Origin of the sequence: Burkholderia sp. AU19243 (genome assembly GCF_018148075.1) — a bacterium.
Taxonomy (GTDB): domain Bacteria; phylum Pseudomonadota; class Gammaproteobacteria; order Burkholderiales; family Burkholderiaceae; genus Burkholderia; species Burkholderia latens_A.
Map to the genome: position 1 here is coordinate 55,219 of NZ_JAGSTV010000017.1, position 23,755 is coordinate 78,973.

The following is a 23,755-nucleotide window of genomic DNA, read 5'->3' on the forward strand; positions in this document are numbered from 1 at the left end:
CGCTGATCCGGTTGGTCCCATGTGTTGACCGCCGGAGCCATGATGGCTCCGGCGGTGCTGCCTCATATTTCGCGCCGCTCAATGGAGTTTTCGCATGTCGTCGATCCTGCCTACCCAGGCCTATGAGTTGAAGCTCGCGCCGCACCCGGCGCCGTTCTCGGTACTCAAATTCAGTGGCCGGGATGCCGTGAGCGAGCTGTATCACTACGACATCGAATTCACCAGTCCGACGGCCGGTATCCCGATGGATCAGGTGATTGGTCGATCCGCGAAATTCATCATCGCTCCGGTCGATCCGAACATGGACTATCTGCTCAAGATGTTCGGGGAGAACGCGGAGCAGTTCAGCAAGATGCCGCCAGCACGCACCATCCACGGCATCATCACGGAATTCGATGAATTTGCGACGACCGCCGATCAGACGCACTACCGGGTCCGGCTCGAGCCGGTGCTCGCGGACCTGAACCGGGGCGTCACCAGCCGGCTTTTCCAGAAGCAGTCGGTCGAGGAAATCGTGACCGGCACGCTGCGCCATTACGGGTATCGCGCCGGCGTCGACTTCCAGTTCCAACTGCGCGGCACGTACAAGCGGCACGAATACGTAACGCAGTATCACGAGACAACGTTCGCCTTTATCCGGCGCCTCTGTGCGCAGGAGGGCGTCTGGTTTCGTTGGGAGCAGAAGAAGGATCACGCGGTGATCGTGTTCGGTGACGATCTCGACGCCTATGCGCGCAAGCAGCGCATGGTCCCGTACCGGCGTGACTCGGGGCTCGAGAGTTCGGGCGCGGATGCGATCAAGACGCTCGAGAAGCGCGCGCGCCGCGTGCCTGAAGCGGTGCGCCTGCACGACTACAACCACCGCCAGGCAGGCGTATCGCTCGTCGTCGAGGAAAACGCCGCGCGTGCCGACAAGTCGACGAACGGGATCGACTACCGCTGGGGTGAGTATTACGAGACGCCGGAGGAGGGCAAGCACGTTGCGCGTCTGAGGCACGAGGCGTATCTGGCGAACCAGATCACGTTCAAGGGCACCGGCAATCCGTTCTGGCTCGAGGCGGGCGAAGTCATGCGCGTTGAGCCAGTCCAGACCGACGCGGAACACGGCATCTTCGTCACCGCGGTGGAGTCGAGCGGTGGCCGTAGCCAATCGTATTGGGTGACCTTCGACGGGATTCCATCCGATCGCGTATATCGCACGCCGATGGCCTCGATCAAGCGGCCGGCCATTGATGGCATCCTGCCGGCGCGCATTACGTCGCCGGGGGATTACAAATACGCGTACCTGACGGAGCAGGGCTGGTACGTGATCAAGCTGCCGTTCGATCTCGACGAGTGGAGTCCGGGCGGTACGAGCCGGCCGGTGCGGTTTGCGAAACCGTACAGCGGGGACAACTACGGCCATCACTTTCCGCTGATCGACGGCGCGGAAGTGGCCATCGTCTTTACTGATGGCCATCCGGACAGGCCCGTGATCATCGGGGCCATGCACGACAGCCAGCATCCGGATCTCGTCAATAACCGGAATCACACTCGCAACATCGTTCGCACTGCCGCGCAGAATGAACTGCGGATGGAGGATAAGGAAGGGGGCGAGCACATTCATCTGGCGACACCCTTCCAGGCCAGTGAGCTCAATCTTGGGCACATGGTCGATGGGGACGGCAAGGAGCGAGGCAAGGGGGCTGAGCTCCGGACGGATGAGCACGTCTCGGTTCGGGGCGCAAAAGGGGTGCTTGTCACCGCTGAAGCTCAATGGAGTGCCTCGGGTCAACAACTTGCGATGCAGGGCGCCCAGGGGTTGTTCGATCTGGCGCTGCAGCAGATGCGATCGCTGGGTGAGGCGGCCAGCGCAGCGCAAGCTGCCGCGGCGGATTACGACCGTCAACGCGCGTTGCTCGATGGAACGCTCAAGGGGTTGAAAAAGTCGGGCGTGCTCGTCAGTGCGCCGGACGGGATGGGACTGGCATCCGGAACCGATCTTCAACTGACTGCGAACGACAATCTGATTGCCACCGCCGGCGGAAACGCTGATATCGGTGTCATGAAGCGGTTCACGGTTGCAGCTGGCGAACTCGTATCGCTATTTGCACAAAAATTCGGACTGAAACTTTTTGCTGCTCGCGGCAGGGTCGATATCCAAGCGCAGAGCGACGAGATGCATTTGATGTCCGAGAAGGACATGCGGATGACTAGTGCCAACGGGCGGGTCACGATCGAAGCGAAAAGCGAGCTTATCCTCAAATGTGGCGGTTCCTACGTCCGTATTTCCTCGACCGGTATCGAAGATGGAACACGCGGCAACCGGACAATCAAGTCGGCAGCTTTCAGCCGGCAGGGGCCGAGTTCGCTTGCAGAATCGATGAACACATGGAAGCACGCAAATTTCGCCGATACCTACGTCGTGCGAAATCCTTCCACAGGAGAGCCGCTTGGTAATGCAAGCGCCGAAATCAAGCGGGACGACGGTAGCGTGATCAAAGTACTGACCGACGAGTCCGGCAAGACGCCACATCAAAAGAGCCTCTTTACTGAGCACGTTCGAATTCGTGTGCTGGACTAAACCTAGCGACTCTCGTTCGGGAACAACTTCATGACAGAATCCCCTTCCGTTTTGCATCACAGCATGGTCGACGAGAACGGCGACCAGTACAGTATTGCGACGCTGACCTCCACGGAAGACCGGCGCGAGAAGATCGTGCTTGCCAAACCATACGTCATTCCAATTCTCTTCTTGCCCGGCATCATGGGCACGAATCTCCGCAAGAAGGACACCAAGGCCAGCGTATGGCGACCACCTAACGCTGACTTGCGAGGTGCGGCGGATCTGATCGGGCAATTGTTTAATTATCTGTTCAAGAGCACGAACGAACGTGCCGGCGATCTGGTGACCAACTCAGTTGAGATCGATCCTAGCGGCCCGATCGACGCGGGCGAGAGCGGTCTCCCAAAGAACGTGCTGGTCGCACGTGGTTGGGGCGGCTTGATGCGCTCGAGCTATCACCCGCTCATGGCGAAGCTGCAGCACTTGTTGAATGATTTGTCTCGATACGATTTCGAGCGCTGCGAGGCCAAGCTCCAGAAATGGGCCGCTGAGGCGGGGCAGACCGCGCCGACGGAATGGGGGGCGAAAGAAGGTGATGCCCTCACGCGTGAAGAAATCCTGCATGCCGCCAACTATCAGTTCGACGTCTGGGCGGGTGGTTACAACTGGCTGCAAAGCAACCGGGACTCTGGCGCGGCCATCAAGGAATTAATCGAAAAAACCATTCTGCCTTTCTACAACGAGGGCAAGGCCGTCGTTGTCCATGATACGCCTGACGGCAAGGGCGGGTCGTCGTGCTACAACGAGCGTCCGGCGCCCAGCCGGCCAGTGGCGGAAAAGGTGATTGTCGTTACGCACTCGATGGGTGGGCTTGTCAGTCGGTCTCTCACGGAACTGCACAACTGCGACAAGGTGCTGGGCGTCTCGCACGGCGTGCAGCCCGCCACGGGTGCGCCTGCCACGTACAAGCGCATGCGTTCGGGCTTTGAGGGCGCGGAGCAACTCTTCCTCGGGCGCAACGCGGCCGATGTTGTGGCGATTCTCGCGCAGGCACCGGGCGGCCTCGAACTGTTGCCTACCGCGGATTACAACGATGGCAAGCCGTGGCTCAAGGTGCGCGACAAGGAGACCGGTAAAGAGATCCTTGCTCTGCCGCAGAACGGTGATCCGTATAACGAGATCTATTTCTCGCCTGCGTGGTATGGGTTGGTGCCGGATGGGAATTTGGGGTTCGTGAATCAGGGGGGGAAGACTGTTCCAGCCGAATTAACAAATGGGGATGTCGTTGTTAAACGTAGCCCGCGTAAAAAACTCAATGAGACGATCGATCAAATTAGAACATTCCACGATGCTATCGAGAGGCAATACAAAACGCCTACGTACTCACACTATGGCGCGCAAGGGGAGCGCGATTCCGAAAAGGGTGCGGGTGGCATTCTTGAAATGGGACTGCTAGCGAGCAAGCACCGCTTCACTTGGGGGGAGGTGGCGTGGGAAGGGAGTGGCCTCGATGGTTTTGATCCTGTCGGCTTGACGATTGCCAGCGACGATGGCAACGGCACCCTCGTGACTACCTCGGGCATCGAATTGACCATTGGGGCACCCGATTGCCCGGGGGACGGAACCGTACCGGTATATTCGGGTGAGGCAGCGGGGAGAGCCGGCATTGCCATGAGCTTTGCTCACGGACAAGGCAACCCTGGGCAATGCAACGAGTATTTCGGCTACGATCATCAGAGCAGTTACGGCGACGCGCACGAGCGATCACTGTACGCCACCATGTACGCCATCATCAAGATCGCCCAGCAAGCCACTTGGCATAAGAGGAAATCGGCATGAAACTCGGTTGGAGAACGCGCGCGATAGGGCGCCATCTGGTGGATTTGCCACATGAGGCAACAACGTCAGAAAGCTACACTTTCAATGAGGATCGAATTGATCCACTGCCTGATATCACGACGCAGGGTGGCTTTGATTACCTGGTCGCTCGAAGGGAGCAGGAGTTGCGGACTACCAAACATGTCAAATATGGCAGTTTGTTTGTTGAGCGAGTACCGCATGCTAATGGTTCAGTGACGTTGATCTCGTGGAATCGTCCGACGGGCGATATCCTGTATCGTTTCGATAGCTACTTCCGGGTAGGTGAAAAATTCCTGAAATACTCTGGCGACCTTGATCCGGCTCGCAAAGCTGCCGTTCTAGCTAGTTTTGAGAAACTGGCGAGGAAGTGGCGAGAAATTCCACCTGGCGAGTTACCGATCGGCATTGGTTTTGTTGCCGGTGACGCGATATTGGCAAGTAATAGTTTCAACCTCGAAAGTTGGGAGTTGAACATCCAGTTGTCCGGCAAACCCGATGTTTGGTTCCGGCTTACGTCGTATGCCCAAGAAAGAGTGGATCCCGGCTTGCGTGCCCGCGCGGGAGGAGTTCTACCTGCATTGCTGGGGGCGGTGGTCGGCGTGAGCCAGTTGCGCAATCGCGCTAGGCCCGTTGGCCCGATCGAAGCCGACGAGATTCTGGTGGCTGGCACGCAGGACGGCAAACGCACCTACGGATTCAAATGGGAAGCGCCGGGCAAGGCGTACTCGCTGGCTGAACCAAACTTGAACGCATCCTTGCGCGTAGGCGAAAGCGCCTATCCGACCAATCGGGAGTCCTTCTCCAACGATGGCGAGGCACTGGAGTTGTGGGATGGCGTGGTGGATTCCATTCGCTTGCGGCCGGGGGCTGTATGAAGACGTTATCTCGCCGCAAAGTCCTGATAGTGCTCGTTGCAGCACCAGTGAGGCTCCGGGCAAGGCCGGCATTGCCATGAGTTTTGCGCACGGGCAAGGCAACGCCGGTCCATGCAACGAGCATTTCGGATATGACCATCAGGGCAGCTACGGCGACGCGTACGGCCGATCGCTATACGCGACCATGTACGCCATCGTCAAGATCGCTCAGAAAGCCCGTTGGCACAAAAAGGAGTCGGCATGAAGCAAGGTTGGATAACTCGAGCCGTCGGGCGCCATCTGGTGGAACTTCCCCCTGGGGCGACGACCGTCGAGACGTATAAGTACAACGAGGTGAAAATTGACCTGCTGCCTGAGATCACGACGCAAGCAAGCTTTAATTACTTGGTTGCTCAAAGGGAGCAGGAGTTGCGCGCTACCAAACACGTCAAATATGGCACGTTGTTCATTGAGCGGGTGCCGCACGCCAACGGTTCAGTAACGCTGGTCTCATGGAATCGTCCGACAGGCGATATTCTGTATCGATTCGGTACTTACTTCCGGGCCGGTTCAAAAAGCCTGAAGTACTCGGGAGAGGTGTCGCCGGACCTCAGGACCAGTGCGCTAGCTACCTGCCAAAGGCTGTCTGGCGAGTGGCGAGAAATCCCACCCGGCGAACAGCCAGAAGGCATTGGCTTTGTGGCTGCAGACACCATCCTGGCGGCTAAACGTTTCAACCTCGAAAGCTGGGAACTGAACATCCGACTGCCCAACAAGCCCGACGTCTGGTTCCGGCTGACGTCCTATACGCAAAAGAGCGTGGAGCAGGGTTTGCGTGCCCGCGCGGGCGGCATTTTGCCAGCGTTGCTAGGGACGGTCGTGGGTGTGAGCCAGTTGCGCAGCCGTGCCCGACCCGTTGGCCCAATCGAAGCCGACGAGATTCTGGTGGCCGGCACGCAGGACGGCAAGCGCACCTCCGGATTCAAATGGGAAGCGCCGGGCAATGCATACTCGCTGGCGGAACCTAATCTGAATGCATCATTGCGCGTAGGCGAAAGCGCCTATCCAACCAATCAGGAGTCCTTCGCCAATGATGGCGAAGCACTGGAGCTGTGGGATGGCGTGGTGGATTCCATTCGCTTGCGGCCGGGGGCGGTATGACGACATTGTCCCGCCGCAAAGTCTTGATGGCGCTCGTCGCAGCGCCCGTGGCTACGCTCGCACCCCGCATCTCATGCGGTGCTTCGCACGGCATGACGGTTGCCGACGTCATGCGCTACCTGAACGAAGAGGTGTTTCCGTCGCGTTGCCAGAAGCGAAATGAATCGTATTGCTCTATCGTTCGATCGCACAAGAAGAGCGTGGCATGAGGTCGTTCCTAACATCTCGATCATTCGTCGTGAGGCGAGGACCAGGCTCGGGCGGTGCGGTGTGTTGTTTCCCAGACGGTAAGTCCGATCTCGAACAGGTTATGAAGGTGGGGCATGGCGGTTGACTTCGAAAAGTTGCCACCGGAGGAACCCGTACCGGACAAACCTCCTTCACGCTTCATCTGGAGCATCGTGTTTTTCGTTATCGTGCTGGCCGGAGTTTTCGCCATTCTGCTGTTCTGGCCTAAAGGCGAGTCAACGCGAACCCTATGGTTCTGGATATGCGTCACCGTGTATCCGGTTGGCGTTGCAGCCTTCGTCGTGTTGCGGCGCTATAGCGTCTACGAGGGGCGTCGGCTGGACGCCATCGAATGGAACGCAGCGAGAGGAAAGCACGTGAACAGCGTATTCGAGCAGGCCAGCCGCCCGCTTGCGCTTCTAGCTGCCGCATACCGGTTTGCGAGCGATGCGAAGGAAGAGTCGTTCGACAAATTGCTGAACGGTTCGATCAGACTCGAAACGCGGACCGCGCCGCAACTCGATATGCCTCCGGTGAACGCACGCTGGTTCGAGCAGCCCGACGCAGACAAAGACGGGAAGCGATTCATGATCGATGAGGAGCGACGTCGTCACGTGTGCGAGTGGGTGTTCGGGGCGCTGATTCAAGATGTCGCTGAGGCGGTGCGTTCATTGCCGCCGGAATCGAAACTGGCCATCCAGTTGGTATTGTCGGACACGGTGAACGAGGATGAAGCGTTGGCATCATGGGACAAGCAATGGGCGAAATCCGATCTTCGGTCGCTCGAAGCCGAGATACTACTAGAACCTCCCGACTTGATGGCTCTTGACGTGTGGCTGGATCGAATCAACCAGAAGCGAGATCACGAGGTGCGTCTGCTTGTTTTCGTTCGGTTGAATTCCATTCTTCAAGTGCTTCCGCCGGAAGGAAGCGCGGAGGCTGGCATTGCGCTTCTGGTCGCGCCGGAGCAGGTGCAGCGGGCATCCAAAGTTCAGCCAATTGCTTGGTTGCATCGACCAAACGAGACTGACACATGCCCAGTAGATGTTGCCCTCGCACGTGCGTTGCGTTGGGGGGGCGTGGAGCCCGTGACCGTTGATCGTATCTGGCAAAGCGGTCTCGCGTCAGTCACAGCGAATAAGGTGAGTGCGGCCGTAGTTAAGGCTGGTATCCCCGCGAAGCCCTCGAACATCGATTACATGGTTGGGCATGCAGGCGAAGTCGCCTCTTGGCTGGGTTTGACGTGCGCAGCCAAGGCAGCGGCACAGGATGGTTCGGCTCAGTTGGTTGTGACCGCCAGCAAGAACGGGCCTTGCTTCAGTGTTTTGCGGAATGTCGACCGGCAATAAAGGGGCAAGGGTGTCTTTTCCGCTCTTTGCATCGTGGCAGTGCACAAGGCAACACTCGGCATATCAGGAACTCAGGAGATTAAATCATGGTCAGGCGGTACGACATTCTGAAAGGCGATAAGACAACATCGAATGGCACCGTGATGGGGGGCGATTCGAATGACCGGATTGGCGATCGCGAACAAGCCTACGAGCGCGACGATGTCTGGTGTCCTGCATGTCAGTCAATGGGGAAAATTGTGTGCCAAGGCCCCCGCTTGTCGATGAAAGACCCGGATGGCAGGGAGGGAGCACTGAGCGAAGATCTTTGTGTATGCAAGTGCGAGTCGCCGCCACGTCTGCTGTCTTCCCAGCAATCGTCTTATGTAGATGTTTGAGCTGTTGGGCAACCACTTGAGCAGCGCATTACCCGGTGTCGTTGCAATTCAGCGCGGCGAAATTTGCATGAATAGATACGTCAATAATGTTGACGCAACCCGCGACCAACGAGGCGGCACTTCGCTCTGCTCCGTTTGCCCCTCAAATCAAGCCGCCGTGCCAAGGGCATGGGGAATAAACGCCATTTCCATATGCTTCGCAAGTTCCGAATCGACATTTTGAGCGTCATTATTGTGGTCGTCCTGCCCGGGTTGCTCGTCTGGTTCAAAGGTGACTGGGTCGGTTTGCGCTCGGCCGAACAGCGCGCAGTGGGAATTGTCGCGCTGTGCATCGTCTTCGTTGTGCTTTATCTGTGGTTCAGCTTCGACGCTTCGTCCCGCCCGGCCGTGGCAGCGCGGCGTATTCGGTATTGGGTCGCGAAACAGATCAATTCATCAGCTGAGCCGGACGACGCCAATGCCCCGGTTGGTGACTCGCGCGGTGCGGCGTTGCGTAATTGTCTTCGTGACCGCCACGGCTGGCGCTGGCGCTACCGGGATCGCTGGGTGCTGATCGCCGGTGACCTGCCGCTGGTGAAACGCCTGGCGCCGGGCCTCGCCGACACCGGCTACGCGAGCACCGGTGACACCGTCCTGCTCTACGCGCAACAAACGAGCAACACGCTCGAAACCGACTGGCTCGACCAGATCCGCCGATTGCGCCGTCGGCGCCCTATCGATGCGATCGTTGTCGTGACGCGTAACCGCAGCTCGGCCAATACTCCGTTCGACGCCGATAACCTCTCTCAGCGGCTCGCCCGCCATGCCCGTGCACTGCGCTGGGCCGCACCCGCGTATCTGCTTAACGTCACCGATTTCGGCAGCGAAACGTCGAGTCGCGACGAGGCGATCGGTTTCACGTGGTCGAATGCGCGCGTGAGCGCAATTCAGATCGACACATCTCTGCAAGAGCTGACCTACAACCTGGCGGATACCGGTGTCGTGCGGCTGACGAAGGATGCAGACGATCGCTACCCCGCCGAGCTGTCGCAGCATATTTCGAACCTTCGTAGCGGACTGTTGGGTCTGGTGCTGCAAACGGCTCAGTCGCGTGTCATGCGGCACGCGGTGCACGGGCTGCTTTTCGCACCGCTATTACTGGAACGAGAGCTGGCGCCACCGCGGCCCGCCGACGCGAACGACGACGAGCCGGCGGTTGGACCTCAACATCGCACAATCTGGCAAACCGTCGCCGAACATAGCCGCAGAATCCACGGCCGCCGCGTCGGCTTCTCGCTGTCGACGACAGCCGCATGGATCACCACCGCCCTGATTGGCTGCTGGATCGCCGGCACGATGCTGTCGGGATTCGCCAACCGTTCAGCGATCAGGAACGCGACTGATACCATCGCGCAGCTGTCCGCTGCGCAGGATCGCACGCAGGCGTTGCAAACCCTCAATGGCCTCGACCGGCAGATCGATACGCTCGAAGTTCATCAGCGCGACGGCGCGCCGTGGAACACGCGCTTCGGCCTGAACCGAGACAGCGCGCTGCTCGATGCGCTGTGGCCGGGCTACGCGAATGCGGCAAGCCATATCCTCGTTGCGCCGATCCGCCAGAAGCTCGAGGAGCGCCTGCACCACCTTGCCTCCCTGTCTGATGCCGAGATCGCCAGCGGCGGCCATGCGCAGGTGCAGGCGGCCTACGACACGCTGAAGGCTTACCTGATGCTCGCGCGGCCCGAACGTGCGCTCGCCGCATTCCTGACGCCGCAACTTGTCGCGACGGCGGCGCCCACGCGCCCTGCGAACTCGCCGCTAACGTCGGGCGCCTGGGAAGACCTGCGCCAGCACACGATCGCATTCTTCGCGGACCATCTGAGCCGCGGAAGGTTGCCGGCGATGACGCCGGATCCCGGGCTCGTGGCTTCGACGCGCCAGACGGTAATCGGCGTACGCGGCATCCAGAACTCGACCGATGCGGTCTATCAACAGATCGTCGACGACGCGAAGGCGAAGTATCCGCCTGTCTCGCTCGCGACGCTGCTGGGCGACACGACCAGCCGGGGCCTCTTCAATACGACGGCGACCGTGCCGGGCGTGTTCACGCGCGCCGCATGGGACGAGCGGATCTCGAAAGCGATCGACGAAGCGAGCGAGCAGCAAAATGTCGCCGGCGACTGGGTGCTCTCCGACGTCAAGGCGACGCAGGCGGCATCCTCAACGCTGAAGGCTCAGCTGCGCCAGCGCTACTTCGACGATTACGGTCGGGCTTGGGCGCTGCTCCTCAACAGCCTGCGCTGGCAACCGGCGCCGACGCTGTCCGCCACCGCCGACCAGCTCACGCTGCTTGGCGACCCGCAACGTTCGCCGCTCGTCGCGCTGATGAACGCTGTCGTCTATCAGGCCGGCACGGGCGCGCATACGCAGTCGCTGGCCGACAACCTGATCAACAAGGCGCAGCAACTTGTCGGCGGCAGCGAGAAGGATCCGTCGAAGCAGGCTCAGCCGCACCTTGCGCCGCTTGCCACGGCTTTCGGGCCGATCCTGCGCCTGACGGGCAGCGATCTGGTCTCCGGCGCGCCAGCAAACAGCAAGGCCGCCGCGCAGCTCGCCGCAACCGGTGATCTGAGCCTTGCGCGATACCTGGAACGGGTCACCGCCATGCGCCTGAAGGCCTCGCAGATCGTTTCCGGTGCAGATCCGGACGCGATGGCGCGTCAGGCAGCGCAATCGGTCCTGCAAGGCAAGACGTCCGACATGGCCGAGAGCCGCGACTACGCCAGCCGTCTGGCCGCGAGCCTGGGCGAGCACTGGTCCGGGTTTGGCGATCTGTTCCGCGCACCGTTCGACCAGACCTGGCAGGTTGTCGTGCAGCCGGCGGCATCGAGCCTGAACGAGATGTGGCGCACCACGATCGTGGCGGACTGGAGCAGGACGTTCGGCGGCCGCTATCCGTTTGCCGACTCCGACAATGACGCGTCGCTGCCCGAGATGGCTCGCTTCATGCGGCCGGATAACGGCGTGATCGCGCAATTCGTCACCACGCAACTCGCCGGCGTCGTCGAGCGGCAGGGTGACCGGTGGGTGGCCGCGCAGGGCGGCGACCAAGGCGCGCTGACGATCGATCCAGGTTTCCTCGCCAGCCTGAACCAGCTGACTCGTGTCTCGACCGTGCTATTCCCGTCCGGGGACGCGCACGTGCGATACGAGTTGCAGGCCGTGCCGACACCGGGCGTCACGGACATGAAGTTTGTACTATCGGGGCGCGAGTTGCATTATTTCAACCAGAAGCAGGAGTGGACACCGTTCGAGTGGCCCGGGCAGTCGCTGGAGAACCTGTCGCACATCGAATGGCAGACCGAGCAGGGCGGACTGCGCACGGCGCTCGATTCGCAGGGCCGGTTTGGCCTGATCCGCCTGCTGGAACGCGCGAAGGTTTCGCAGCAGGACAGCGCGCGGTATCTGGTGACCTGGACGCCGGATACGAGTGTGGGGCTGCCGCTGCGCGTGCAATTGCGCAGCGAGGCGGGTGCTGGGCCGCTGGACGTGCTCCAGCTGCGCCACTTCAAGCTGCCTGCCCGGATCTTCGTCACAGGTGCGGCGAAGGCGCGGCCGAAGTTGTCGGCCACGAATCTGCCTTCCCAGCCGCCGCCGTTGCCGGCTTCCGCAATCGCGGCAGCAAAACAGGCCGCGATGTCATTGCCGCGCGGTACGTTGCCGGAGGTCGAATGATGCTGGGCGGACTGTTCAAAAGCCTCTTTCCGGCCCGTGACGACGCCGAGCAGCTCGCACGCTCGCGACTCGACGCGTGGAACACGTGGTTGCTGCCGCTTGCGGGCGATACCGGCGTGGGGCGCGACCCGGGCTACGAGGACGCGTTCTTCGAGCTTCGGGAGGAGACGCAAAAGCTCTCCGGCATCGACGACGGCCTCATTGTTCGTTCCTGTGAGCAGTTGCTCAAGGAGACCGGCAAGGATCTGCGTCTGGCCGGATACTACGCGTTCGCCCGGCTGCGGCAGGACGGACCTTCCGGCTTCGCCGACGGGCTCGAACTCGCCGCGGCGCTCGTCGACCGCTACGGCGAAACCGTGTTGCCCGCACGTGCCGAGGCGAGGAAGGGCGCACTCGAGATGCTGGCGACCACCCGCATGATCGAGCTGCTGGACAGCCGCGGCGCGTTCGCGCCGACGGATCTCGAACGCGCACTTGCCGCGCTCGACGTACTCGTCGCACGCACGGGGACGTGGCCCGATGCTGCGCGCCCTAACCTGCAACCGCTCGTCTCGCGCTTCGAGCGAAACGATGAACCAGCTCTGAGTGCAGCGCAGAGCGCGGCAATGTCTTCGTCGCCTTCAGCGGCGACTGCTGCGTCCAGCACGATCACATCGACGCGGGAGCTGCTGGATCAGGCGCGCACGATGGCGGTGTGGCTGCGTGACCAGGAGGAAAACGGCTATCTGCCGTCGGTGCGGCTTGTGCGCAGCGTCCGCTGGGATACGCTGCACGAAGTGCCGCCGGCAGACGCTGCTTTCCGCACGCGCCTCGTGCCGCCCCGAGGCGAACTGCGCCAGCAGATGAAACGGCTCGTGTTGCAGAAGCAATGGCACGAACTGCTCGAGCGCGTCGAAGGCGCGTTCATGGAGGGCGTCAACCATCTGTGGTTCGACCTGCAGTACTTCCAGCACGTCGCCCTCGATCACGTCGGCGCGCCCTATAACACCTGGCGCGAACTGCTACGTGCGGACTTCGCGCTGTTCCTCGAACGGTTGCCGGGCATCGAACGGCTGACATACAACGACGGTACGCCGTTCGCGGATGACGCAACGCTCGATTGGATCGCGCGGCACGCAGTCGTGCGCGATCTGGAGGCGGGCGAGTCTGTCGCACCGCTGCCGGTCTCGGCCGAGAGTGTTGGCGATGCCGGCGGCGATTGGCCGGAAATCGAAGCGCAGGCGCGTGAAGTGGCCGGGCGCCAAGGCGTGGAAGCCGCATTCGGATGGCTTGAGGCGTTGCCGGGCATGCGGACCGATCGCCATCGCTACCTGCAACGGCTGGTGATGGCGCGCTTGGCCGACCATGCCGGCCGGCCGGACACGGCCCTCGCACTGCTGGTCGAACTCGACGCATCGTCCCGGTCACTGCCGCTGATGCGCTGGGAGCCGGCGCTCGTCTTCGAGGTCAAGCAGCAGCTGGTCCGGGCACTGAAGGCCGAGAGCCGCCGCAAGGATGCCGACAAGCCGGCGCTCGCCCGTCGCATCGGTGAACTGCAGGCTGAATTGACCGTGCTCGATCCGGCGCGCGCGCTGACCCTCTCATAAGAACCAAGATCAATGAAAAACGACGATCCGATCCTGCGCTACTACGAAGCGGAAATGCGCTATCTGCGCGAATCCGGCAAGGAATTCGCGAAAGCGCATCCCGATCGCGCGCGCCTGCTGAACCTCGATCGCGTGGGCGATCGCGATCCGTATGTCGAGCGGCTGTTCGAAGGTTTTGCGTTCCTGACTGGCCGGCTTCGGCAGAAACTCGACGACGAGCTGCCGGAACTCACCGAGGGGCTCGTGAGCCTCTTGTGGCCGCACTACCTGCGGATGATTCCGTCGCTGTCGGTGGTCGAGCTGATCCCGCTCGCGGAAAAGCTCCAGAAAACCGAAATCGTGCCGGCGGGCGTACCGGTCCGCTCCGCGCCGATCGCGGTACCGCCGCCCGCCGGCGCCGAAGGCTCGACACCGAAGACAGTCCGGTGTCTGTACCGGACCACGCAGCCCGTGACGCTGCAACCGCTTACGATCACGCACGCGGGCCCGGCTGTCCGCCATGATGGCCGTTCGGTGATTCGGCTCGGGTTCGCACTCGATGGGTCGGCGCGCCGCAAGGAAACGGACCTGTCGCGACTGCGTCTGCATCTGAATGCGGATCTGCCGACCGCGTTTGCGATGCATCTCGCGCTTACTCGGCAGGTCGATGCAATCAACTGGCGCATTCCCGAAATCCGCGACGGCGAAGCGGTTGCGCTCGCCGGCGTCACGATCGAACCGGCGGGCTTTTCGACCGAAGAGCGGTTATGGCCGAAGGCCGAAGCGGCCTTCTCGGGCTACCAGCTGCTGCTCGAATACTTCGCGTTCCGCGAGAAATTCCTGTTCGTCGACGTGTGCGGAGTCGACATCGCGAAGCTGCCCGAAAGCTCGACCCGGTTCGAGCTGGAAATCGTGCTCAAGCAGGCGTATCCGTCGGACCAGCGCTTCGGCGCCGAGAACGTGCGCCTCTTCTGCAGCCCGGTGATCAACCTGTTCGAACTGGATGCCGAACCGATCGTGATCGACCATCACGAAACCGAATATCGCGTGGTGCCGGCAGGGCATCAGGGCGAGCACGTCGAAACCTATTCGGTCGACGCCATTGCGACATTCGACCACGACACGGCCGAGCGATATGAATACGTGCCGTTCGCCACCTTCCGGCACCGCGGTGGCATGTTGCGGCACGAGGCGCCGGAGCGCTATTTCCATACGCGCGTGCGACCGGGCGTGTCGGGCTTGCATGAGACGTGGGTAATCCTCGGCGGCCATGCCTGGGAGACCATGGACACGCTGCCCGAAGAGAGCCTGTCGCTGCGCGTGACGGGTACGAACGGGTTGTTGCCACGCAAGGGGCTGCGTGAAGCGAGTCTCGACGAGCTGGCCGCCAGCACGCCGAATGTCAGTGGCGTACGCAATCTCGTCTCGCCGACCTTGCCGCTGTATCCGCCGACGGAAGACCGGTTTCAGTGGCGCGTGCTGTCGCATTTGGCACCGAACTTCCTGTCGCTCATGAATGCAGAAGTGCTGCGCGGTGCTCTCGCACTGTACGACTGGACCGACGATGAGCTGAACCGCCGGCGGCTCGCAGGCGTCTTGTGGGTCTCGCAGGAACTGCTCGAGGAGGTGACAGGCGGCTCGGTCGAGCGCGGCGTGCTGATCGAGGTGACGCTCGATTCGCATGCGTTTGCGGGCGAGGGCGACGTGATGCTGTTCGGCGAACTGCTGCACCGGTTCTTCGCGCAGTATGCGGAGATCAACCTGTTCACCAGGCTGTCGATCGTGAGCCTGCCGTCGCAGACCCGCACGAACTGGCCACGCAGCAAAGCACAACGAGCCCCGCTATGAGTGCGCGCGCCTCGAAGGATGTCGCCTTGCGCCCCGCAGGAAGTGCCCTTGTGGCAGGAGACGAGCTTCCGAATCTCGAGCCGCTCGTCGCATCGCTGCTCGCCCGCGCGCCCCGCATGAACTTCATGCAGCTGTGCCGGCTACTCGAGGAGGCGCAGCTGCCGGGAACCCCCGGTTTCGGCACGCGCGACTCGCTCGAGCATGAACGGGTGCGTTTCCGGCCACGGCCTCGCATGGGCTTTCCGGCGGGCGAAATTGCGTCGGTCGAGTTCGACGAAGAACGGCCGGATGCGCCGCCCACCATACGCACGACGTTCATGGGTTTGTACGGCGTCGACGCGGCGGTGCCGTCGCACATGATCGACGAGATCGTGCTGCGCGAGGAAGGGCATGAGGCGGTCGAAGCGTTTCTCGACCAGTTCAATCACCGGTACGTCACGCTGCTGTATCGCGCGTGGAAGAAGTACCGCTATCCCGAAAGCTTCCGCGCAGGCGGTGCCGACGCGCATTCGCGCAATCTGTTATGCCTGGCCGGGTTCGGCTGGGGCGACAAGCCGCAGCGCGCCGGCCTGCCGGATTCGCGGATGCTCGCGCTGCTCGGGCTGCTGATCCAGCGTACGCGCACGCCCGAGGGCCTCGCGGGTGTCATCGCGCTGGCCGTGCCCGGTGTCGAAGTGCGCGTCGACGAATTCTTTCCGGCAACCACGCGCGCCGGCCGGCCGCGGCCGCTGACAACCGTGAGCCATGCTGCTTCGGAAGACGGCGCGCGCCGGGGCCTCGGGGGCGGCTACGTACTCGGCCGGCGGCTCGCCTATCGCAGCCGCGCGGTGCGGGTCACGCTGCGTCCGGCCGATGGTGGCCAGGCCCACGATCTCCTGCCCGGCGCATGGCTGCATCGCGAATTGATCGCGTTTTTGCGGTTGTATGTGGGCGCGAAAGCCGATGTGCAGTTGCGCATGGAAATCTCGTCGCGACTTGCGCCCGAACCCGCCATCGGCGCGGCGTCAACGGCCCCGGCGCCGCGCCTTGGCTGGACAACCGTACTGCCCGCCGACGAGGAACGCATCATCAACATCGCACTCGGCGTCTATGAGGCGTTTCCCACGCCCGAGCCCAATCCATATTTGACTCCACGACATGCCTGACCGGGGAATATCGATGTCCATCCGTTTCGCCATCTCAACCGTTGCATCCGCCTTGCTGCTGTCAGCGTGCGGCGCGTGGCAGGCCGTGTCGGACGCCTCGTCAAGCACGTATCACGCGGTGTTCTTCAAGCAGGTGAAGGTGCTCAACGTCGATCTTTCCGCCCGCGAAGCACTGAATCCGGACGACGCCGGACGGCCGACGTCGGTCGCCGTGCGCGTATACCAGCTCAAGGACCGGAAGATGTTTGACGGCGCATCGTACGACGATCTCCTGAAGAACGACCGGGCCGTACTCGCGCAGGATCTGCAAACGAGCATGGCCTCCGTGTTGAACCCGGGCGCGTCCGCAAGTCTCACACAGCCGATGCAGGCCGATACGAAGTACGTGGCGATCGTCGCGTTCTACAGAAACCCGGGCAACGGCGACGGCTGGAAATACGTGATCGAGAAAAACAAGCTCGACGCTGACAAGCCGTTAAAGCTCGAACTGATCGACCAGTTGCTGATCGTCCCGAATGGCATGCGCTCTACCTCCCGGTGAGGCCCCCTCGACCAAGGTTCGCATTCGATACCGACGCGGAATGGTTTCCCGCGCGACCTGAACCCGACCTTTCTTTATTCGCAACGCAGCGGTGCGGGCGCTGCCGCTGATCGTGGCCACGCGCGATGTCGCGCGGTTCGACGCAGCGGGCCTGCGTGTGATTGCTCCTTGGGCCGGCTGACGCCGGACTAGCCGCCAGCAACGTTGCCGGCGCAGAAAATGACAACGCGCCGTTCAAGCCGGCGCGTTGACTGCGTGACGTATGCGGGTGCGCGTTGCGCCGAAGCAATCGCGCGTTCAGGCGCGCGACACCGGACGCAGCTCAGTCGATGCCGTGAAACACCGCGTCCTCGGGGCCGAGGTACGCCGGTGGGCGCCACGTTGCATCGCGCATCGAATGCTGGACGAGATTCTCCACGCCGAGCAGCACCGCGAAGATTGCCATCCGCACCGGAATGCCGTTGTCGGTCTGCCGGAAGATCGCCAGGCGCGGATCGCGGTTCAGATCGACCGACAGGTCGTTCGCGCCGGGCCGGCTGTCGCGCGGCAGCGGGTGCATGATCAGCGTGTCGGGCTTGCATACGGAATCGACGAGCGCCTGGTTGATCTGGAAATCGGGCGTATAGCCTTCGAACGACTCGTCGGTGAAGCGCTCCTTCTGGATCCGCGTCGCGTACACCACATCCGCGCCGAGCAGCCCGGTCGCGAGGTCGTTCGTCTGCTCGATCACATGGCCGTTCGTCGCGATCTGGTCGATGATGTATGCCGGCATTTCGAGCGTCGGCGGCGACACCAGCGTGAACTTCAGCCCGCGGTACAGCGCGAGCAGCTTCACGAGCGAGTGCACGGTCCGGCCGTATTTAAGGTCGCCGACGAGCGCGATGTGCGCACCGTCGACGATCTTGCCGAGCCGCGAGAATTCGCGCTGGATCGTGTAGAGATCGAGCAGCGCCTGGCTCGGGTGTTCGCCCGGGCCGTCGCCGCCGTTGATCACCGGCAGGTTGGTTGCGCGCGCGAATTCGGCTACCGAGCCTTTCTCCGGATGACGGATCACCAGCGCGTCGACGTAGCCCGCCATCACGCGACTCGTGTCGTAGATCGATTCGCCCTTGGCCATCGACGAGAACGTGAAGCCGGTCGTGTCGCACACCGAGCCGCCGAGCCGGCAGAAGGCCGCGCCGAATGACACGCGAGTACGCGTGCTGGCCTCGAAAAACAGATTGCCGAGCACCGCGCCTTCGAGCACGCGCGAAATCTTGTGGCGGCGCGCGATCGGCTGCATCACGTCGGCGACGCGGAACAGCGCCTCGACCGACTCCCGCGAGAACTGGTCGACCGAAATCAGCTGCGGCTTGCCTTCGAACAGGAATTGCTTTGCGAGCCCCTGCTTGTCTACGCTTTGCGTATAGTCCGCGCCGTCCGGCGAACGTTCGACGATTTCCGACACGAAACGCTCGACGATCTCCGGCATTCCGCGCGATTCCTGCGAATCGTCGGGGAGCAGCCACGTGTCCAGCGCGCGACGGCTGACACCAATGCGGCTCGCGAACGCCTCGCGAGTCATGTTGAGGCGGCGCATCGCGTCGCGCAGGAAGGCTTGCTGGGGAACGGTCATCGGCGGCACCCTGATAGAAAATATACGCGATGCGTATATTAGTTCGCGGCCCGTCGAAGTCAAGGGAAATCTGCGCCACCCGGCGCGCGGGCGCGCGTGCAATGCCGCGTTCGCCACTACTGGCGCGCGGCAGCTGTCTCCGTATAATCAGGTCAGGCCCCGTGTCCTGCGCGATGCAGGGCGCCACGCCGCACACGATTCGCCCGGTCGGGCTGGTTGATTCGAAAGGAGAATGAGAATGACGCGTACGATTGCTGCAGTGCTGCTGGTGGTGACCGCTGCGCTCGCCGGTTGCAATACCGTTGCCGGCGTGGGGCAGGACATTTCGAAGGGCGGCCAGGCGATCAGCGACACGGCTGAAAAGGCCAAGTAAGCCGCCGGGGTTCCAACATGCAGAAGGCGCCGGCCCGTTCCGCGATTGCGGGGCGGGCCGGCGCCTTTTTTGTCGCTGGCGCCGCGAGCGCTGACGCCGTCAGGCGGTTTCGACGAATGCGTAACGGCCGTCGACCTTGCGCGGCGTGAACCAGCCGAAATCCGGAAACATCCGGTTGCGCACGAACCAGACGTAGCCGACGAGGACGACGGTCACCGCGAGGCTCGGCACCGCGGAAGAGGGCTCGTGCGCGAGCGCGGCAATCGTCTTCGGCAATTGCAGCAGCGACAGGATGATGAACGCGTGATACGCGCCGACGCGATGGGTCGAGAAGCCCCAGATGAACAGCAGCGACAGCGGCACCGTGACGGCGACGAACAGCAGCGCCGCGCCATTGCTGCGGGTGTCGGCCCACAGCAGGTACGCCAGTCCGACGCTGATCAGCAGTTGCGCGATGCCGAGGCCCACGAGGATGCGGGTGTGCAGCTGGTTTTTCCTGCACAACTCCGGGTCCGCATGAGAGGCGATCAGGTGTGCGAGCACGCGATCCTTGAGGCCCTGTCCGCCCAGCTCGGCCAGCACGTCGGCTTTCCTCGCGCCCGCGGACAGCAGCGCCGCAATTTTTGTTTTGGCTTCCTTCTTGTTCATGGCGATGCGAATTATTGTTCGGTGGTGGTCAAATGGCCCGGCCACGCGAATATTGCATCTTGCACGACGGTGCGCAACGGTTTTGGCGCGCGCGGACACATTCCTACAGTCGCTCGTCCACATCAGTCGGTAGCGGCCGGCGTTATCGCTGAGCGGGTCTGGGCGATCGATTGTGCGTTCGTCCCGCGCGCCGGTGGCACCCGCCGTTGCGCCGCGCCCAGCAACATGCCTGCGACGACGAGCGCGATGCCGAGCAGCCGCGCGCCGCCCAGCGTCTCGCCGAACAGTGCAACCGCGAACAGCACGGCCGAAACCGGCGCAACCGCCGTGAACAGTGCGGCTTCCGTGCCGCTCGTACGAGCCGATCCCGCATACCAGCACACATAGCCGAGCACGGTGGGGACCAGCGCGTAGTACGCGATCGCGGATACGGCTCCGATCGTCCAGCCATTTGCCACCGCGCGCCATTCGAATACGGCGGGCACCAGCGCGAGCACGAAGCCGAGGCCCGACATTGCGGTCGACAGCGCGAGCGGCGGCAACGGCGCCGACAGCCGCCGGTTCAGCAGGATGAACACGGCTTCGCATGCGACGGCGCCCAGTACGAGCGCGTCGCCGGCGAGCGTGCGGAGCGACGGCGTCGCGTGGCCGGGCGCGAAGGTGACGAACAGCACGCCGGCGGTTGCGAGCGCGGCCGCGCTCCAGTCGCGCGCCGTCTGGCGCTCCCGCAGCACGACCGCCGCGATCAGCGTCGACATCGCGGGCAACGTGCCGAGCATCACGCCCGCCTCGACTGGCGACGACAGTTTCGTGCCGCTGATCAGCAGCACCGTATAGCCGACGCCGCCGGCCGTGGCCTGGACGATCAGCAGCACTGCATCGCGCGCGGAGATGCGCGGCCATCGCATGCGCTGCGCGCGCATCAGCGCAAGCAGCAATGGCGTCGCGATCAGGAAGCGCAGCGCCGTGGCCGCGAACGGCGGCAGGCCGCCGGCCGCGACGCGGCTTGCGATGACGGTGCTGCCGACGCCCGCCATCGCGGCGGCGAGATAGAGATAGCCGATCAGTCGTGTCTTCATGCGCCGCATCATCACGTGCGGCGCTGTTGGGCGTCTTGAACGAAATTGCAGCGGCGTGGTCGGTCACGCGGTTGCGGCGTCCGGCGTCCGTCGTCCGTCCGGCGCGTCGGCCGCAGTGTTCGTTGCTGCCGGTCCGGAATGTTCGTTACCGTCGCGCGGACCGCCGCCGTACCGCGATGAAGAAGCCCGTCAGCCGGCCCGCGTGAATTGACCCGGCGTGATTCCGAACTGGCGTGCGAACGCACGCGTCAGGTGGCTCTGGTCGGCAAAGCCCGCCTCGGCCGCGGCATCCGCGATCGTCAGGCCGCTCGCAAGCAGTGCGCGAGCCAGCCGCGTGCGCGACTGCACCAGATACGCATGCGGCGTGATGCCCAACTCGCGCGCGAACCCGCGCAGCAGCTGGAACCGGCTCACGCCGCCCAGGCTCGCGAGTTCGGCCAGCGAAACGGGCGCGGCAGGCGCCGCATCGAGCCGCTCGCGGGCCACGCGGATGGCCGGTGCACCACGCGCGGCCGGCAGCGTGCGGTTCGCATGCCGCGCGAGCAGCCCGGCAACCAGCATCACGAGCGCCTCGTCGCATGCGAGCGGCGGCGTGTACCCCGCGACGATCCGCGCATGCAGCCGGTCGAAAGCGGCGGCAAGCCGGGCGTCGCGCACGGCCGGGTGCGCGAGCTCGATATCGCCGAGACCTTCTTCCGCAGCCACGCCCGCGACCAGCGCGGGGGCGAGATAAAGCATCCGCCAGCGCCGCCCCGTGTCCCCGTCGATCGGCATGCCGTCGTGCATTTCGCCGGGATTGACCATGATTGCGTCGCCGGCTTGCGCGTCGACTTGCCCGCGGCCGCTCCAGGACCGTTGCGCGCCGCTGACGATCACGCCGATCCCGAATTCATCGTGCGCGTGCCGCGGAAACGTGCGATCGGACTCGAGGCTGATCGCCTCGATTCCTTCGCCGGTGCGTTGGTAATGGGTGACACGATGCATGGGCGCTCCTCGCGCCGCCGGCGGCGCGGATCACGTGCACTTTAGCGCGTTCCGGCGCGGCGCGCCCTTCATCCGTTTGGCGGATACCGCGCCGCGTGCGCAGCCCGCACCATGTGCACATGAGCAGCGTATACGGCCCGCCGGGCCTGAAGCTGCGCGGGAGACGGCAGGTGGAACGACAGGATCCGGTATTCATTCAGGTGGGCGCGCTTGCGGACGGCTTCGCGCCGGAGGCCCACACCCTCGCACCGGTGAACGCGCTCGCAGGGCGCTCGCTCGCCCTCGACGATGCATCGGGCGCGTGGCGTGTGTACACGTTCGACACGGGCGCGCTGCAATGGCGCGACGCGGCGACCGGCACGAACGGCCATGCGCCGTGCCGCGTGACGCGGCTGCGCGACGAGCTGTATTTCGTTGACTACATCGATCCGGGCGCTCGTGCGACGTCGGTCAGCCTCGTGATCGACATCGGCAACGGCGTGTGGACGTCGGTGACGGGCACGTTGCCGACCGAAGCCGGCACGCATATCGACGCGTTCACGCGCGTCGCACAAGGGTTGCCGCTCACGGGCGTCGACGCGGCGTTCCGGCACGGCACGCTCGGCGGCCATGCGCAGCCCGGCGCACCGCACGGGCTCACGCGCGAGCTGATCGGCAAGCGCACGATGTACCGCTACAGCCCGACCGAATGCTACGAGCACATCTACCTGAATGAGAACTTCTACGCGTGGCAGTGCTTGCAGGGCGTCGAACGCGGGCTGGCCGACGTGGATCGCTGCCATTACTTCCGGATCGCCGAGCAACTGTATCTGTTCGTGTGGCGCGAGAAGGTGGTGCCGACGCTCGGGGTCGTGCTGATCGATCTCGCGCAGCGCAAGACCGACGGCAAGATTTTCGGCTATCACGGCGGCGATTTCGGCACGCTGTCCAACTTCCCGATTGGCGCGCACGCGCAGGTGCTGAACGAAACCGTGCATCCGCTTGGCGCCGAGGTGCACCGGTGAGCGCCGCGCTGGGCAGCGGCCGGCTGCGCGCTGATTTCAGCGGACGTGTGGTGCTGGTCACCGGTGCCGCGCAGGGAATCGGCGCGGCAATCGCGCGCCGTTTCGCGCAATCCGATGCGTTCGTCGCGATCGCCGACCTGAACGGCGATGCCGCCGCCGCGCAAGCGGATGCGCTTGCGCGCACGGGTGCCGAAACGCGCGCCTATCGCGTGGATGCCGGCAGCCGCGACGAGCTTGTCGCGCTCGTCGCGGCCGTCGAGCGCGATGGCGGCCGCCTCGACATCGTCGTCCACAACGCCGCCTATTTCCCGCTTACCCCGTTTGCGCGGATCGACGAGCCGACGCTCGGACGCACGTTGTCCGTGAACCTGTCCGCGCTGTTCTGGCTCGCGCAGGCGGCGCTGCCGGCTTTCGAGCGCGCGGGGGCGGGGCGGTTGCTCGTCACGTCGTCGGTGACGGGGCCGCGCGTCGCGTATCCGGGGCTTGCGCACTACGCGGCGTCGAAGGCCGGCGTGAACGGCTTCATCCGCGCGGCGGCGCTCGAACTCGCGCGCCGCAATGTGACGGTTAACGGTGTCGAGCCTGGAATGATCCGCACGCCGGCAGCCGGCAATCTCGGCGATCCGTCCGTGGCGGAGCGGATCGCGCGCGATATTCCGCTCGCGCGGCTCGGCGAGCCCGACGACATCGCGAACGCGATGCTGTTTCTCGCATCGGCCGATGCCGCTTACATTACCGGGCAGACGATCGTCGTCGACGGCGGAGCGACACTGCCGGAGAGCGGGGCGTTGCTGGGCGGCGCGTGACGGGACGCGGGCGTTGGCATCAACGCAGGCCGCGGGCAGGCCGGCGTGCGCGCGAGTGC

19 protein-coding genes and 1 pseudogene are annotated in these 23,755 nt (G+C 63.5%); 16 read left to right on the forward strand and 4 right to left on the reverse strand.

The genetic code is table 11. The features are described from left to right. Window positions 1–94 precede the first annotated feature (94 nt). From vgrG to KDW55_RS29525, 13 genes and pseudogenes are all read left to right on the forward strand, one after another. Complete coding sequence (gene vgrG / locus KDW55_RS25215; protein WP_212161370.1) at window positions 95–2,563, forward strand: type VI secretion system Vgr family protein; 2,469 nt, start codon at window positions 95–97, stop codon at window positions 2,561–2,563. Window positions 2,564–2,593: 30 nt separating this feature from the next. After that, window positions 2,594–4,384: a hypothetical protein gene (locus KDW55_RS25220; RefSeq protein ID WP_212161369.1), complete on the forward strand. Its 1,791-nt coding sequence runs from the start codon at window positions 2,594–2,596 to the stop codon at window positions 4,382–4,384. Further along, entirely contained in the window at window positions 4,381–5,280 is a 900-nt protein-coding gene (locus tag KDW55_RS25225; RefSeq protein ID WP_212161368.1) for a T6SS immunity protein Tli4 family protein, read from the forward strand. The genes KDW55_RS25220 and KDW55_RS25225 overlap by 4 nt, the downstream gene beginning before the upstream one ends. Then, window positions 5,237–5,524: a hypothetical protein gene (locus KDW55_RS25230; RefSeq protein WP_249174068.1), complete on the forward strand. Its 288-nt coding sequence runs from the start codon at window positions 5,237–5,239 to the stop codon at window positions 5,522–5,524. Before KDW55_RS25225 ends, KDW55_RS25230 begins: the two co-directional genes overlap by 44 nt. Then, window positions 5,521–6,420, forward strand: coding sequence for a T6SS immunity protein Tli4 family protein (locus tag KDW55_RS25235; protein ID WP_212161367.1), 900 nt, complete (start codon window positions 5,521–5,523; stop codon window positions 6,418–6,420). The genes KDW55_RS25230 and KDW55_RS25235 overlap by 4 nt, the downstream gene beginning before the upstream one ends. Before the next feature lie 323 nt (window positions 6,421–6,743). Next, window positions 6,744–7,997: a hypothetical protein gene (locus KDW55_RS25240; RefSeq protein ID WP_212161365.1), complete on the forward strand. Its 1,254-nt coding sequence runs from the start codon at window positions 6,744–6,746 to the stop codon at window positions 7,995–7,997. Between the two features lie 86 nt (window positions 7,998–8,083). Continuing rightward, window positions 8,084–8,374 carry a PAAR domain-containing protein gene (locus KDW55_RS25245; RefSeq protein ID WP_212161364.1) on the forward strand — a complete coding sequence of 97 codons (291 nt, stop codon included), beginning with the start codon at window positions 8,084–8,086 and terminating at the stop codon, window positions 8,372–8,374. A 192-nt stretch (window positions 8,375–8,566) separates the two neighbouring features. Beyond that, complete coding sequence (locus tag KDW55_RS25250) at window positions 8,567–12,088, forward strand: ImcF-related family protein (RefSeq protein ID WP_212161363.1); 3,522 nt, start codon at window positions 8,567–8,569, stop codon at window positions 12,086–12,088. Continuing rightward, on the forward strand, window positions 12,085–13,674 hold the full coding sequence (tssA, locus tag KDW55_RS25255) for a type VI secretion system protein TssA (RefSeq protein WP_212161362.1): 1,590 nt from the start codon (window positions 12,085–12,087) through the stop codon (window positions 13,672–13,674). Before KDW55_RS25250 ends, tssA begins: the two co-directional genes overlap by 4 nt. A 12-nt stretch (window positions 13,675–13,686) precedes the next feature. Then, window positions 13,687–15,501, forward strand: coding sequence for a type VI secretion system baseplate subunit TssF (tssF, locus tag KDW55_RS25260; protein ID WP_212161361.1), 1,815 nt, complete (start codon window positions 13,687–13,689; stop codon window positions 15,499–15,501). After that, the gene (gene tssG, locus KDW55_RS25265; RefSeq protein WP_212161360.1) at window positions 15,498–16,646 is read left to right on the forward strand and encodes a type VI secretion system baseplate subunit TssG; all 1,149 of its coding nucleotides are present in this window, start codon (window positions 15,498–15,500) and stop codon (window positions 16,644–16,646) included. The genes tssF and tssG overlap by 4 nt, the downstream gene beginning before the upstream one ends. 13 nt (window positions 16,647–16,659) lie before the next feature. Further along, on the forward strand, window positions 16,660–17,187 hold the full coding sequence (gene tssJ, locus KDW55_RS25270; RefSeq protein ID WP_226209412.1) for a type VI secretion system lipoprotein TssJ: 528 nt from the start codon (window positions 16,660–16,662) through the stop codon (window positions 17,185–17,187). A 106-nt stretch (window positions 17,188–17,293) separates the two neighbouring features. Continuing rightward, a pseudogene (locus KDW55_RS29525) lies at window positions 17,294–17,368 on the forward strand (VapC toxin family PIN domain ribonuclease); the annotation flags it as partial. 141 nt (window positions 17,369–17,509) lie between these two features. On the opposite strand, the gene KDW55_RS25275 reads toward KDW55_RS29525, so the two are convergent. Then, on the reverse strand, window positions 17,510–18,802 hold the full coding sequence (locus KDW55_RS25275; protein WP_040140358.1) for an aspartate carbamoyltransferase: 1,293 nt from the start codon (window positions 18,800–18,802) through the stop codon (window positions 17,510–17,512). A 238-nt stretch (window positions 18,803–19,040) separates the two neighbouring features. Here KDW55_RS25275 and KDW55_RS25280 point away from each other — a divergent pair, with 238 nt between their 5' ends. Continuing rightward, window positions 19,041–19,175: an entericidin A/B family lipoprotein gene (locus KDW55_RS25280; protein ID WP_006752948.1), complete on the forward strand. Its 135-nt coding sequence runs from the start codon at window positions 19,041–19,043 to the stop codon at window positions 19,173–19,175. Window positions 19,176–19,274: 99 nt separating this feature from the next. Here KDW55_RS25280 and KDW55_RS25285 read toward each other — a convergent pair whose 3' ends face one another. The 3 genes from KDW55_RS25285 to KDW55_RS25295 all read right to left on the reverse strand — a co-directional run bounded on the left by KDW55_RS25285 (window position 19,275) and on the right by KDW55_RS25295 (window position 21,886). Beyond that, window positions 19,275–19,823 (reverse strand): permease, encoded by a 549-nt coding sequence (locus tag KDW55_RS25285; RefSeq protein WP_212148059.1) that lies wholly within the window; start codon window positions 19,821–19,823, stop codon window positions 19,275–19,277. A gap of 122 nt (window positions 19,824–19,945) precedes the next feature. Next, the gene (locus tag KDW55_RS25290; protein WP_212161359.1) at window positions 19,946–20,902 is read right to left on the reverse strand and encodes a DMT family transporter; all 957 of its coding nucleotides are present in this window, start codon (window positions 20,900–20,902) and stop codon (window positions 19,946–19,948) included. A 189-nt stretch (window positions 20,903–21,091) separates the two neighbouring features. Beyond that, window positions 21,092–21,886, reverse strand: a complete 795-nt coding sequence (locus KDW55_RS25295; protein WP_069243163.1) for an AraC family transcriptional regulator — start codon at window positions 21,884–21,886, stop codon at window positions 21,092–21,094. A 170-nt stretch (window positions 21,887–22,056) separates the two neighbouring features. On the opposite strand from KDW55_RS25295, the gene KDW55_RS25300 reads away from it, so the two are divergent. After that, a complete protein-coding gene (locus KDW55_RS25300) occupies window positions 22,057–22,890 on the forward strand; it encodes a molybdenum cofactor biosynthesis F family protein (protein ID WP_212161389.1) in 834 nt (277 codons plus the stop codon). Then, window positions 22,887–23,696, forward strand: coding sequence for an SDR family oxidoreductase (locus KDW55_RS25305; protein WP_040140351.1), 810 nt, complete (start codon window positions 22,887–22,889; stop codon window positions 23,694–23,696). The genes KDW55_RS25300 and KDW55_RS25305 overlap by 4 nt, the downstream gene beginning before the upstream one ends. Window positions 23,697–23,755 lie beyond the last annotated feature (59 nt).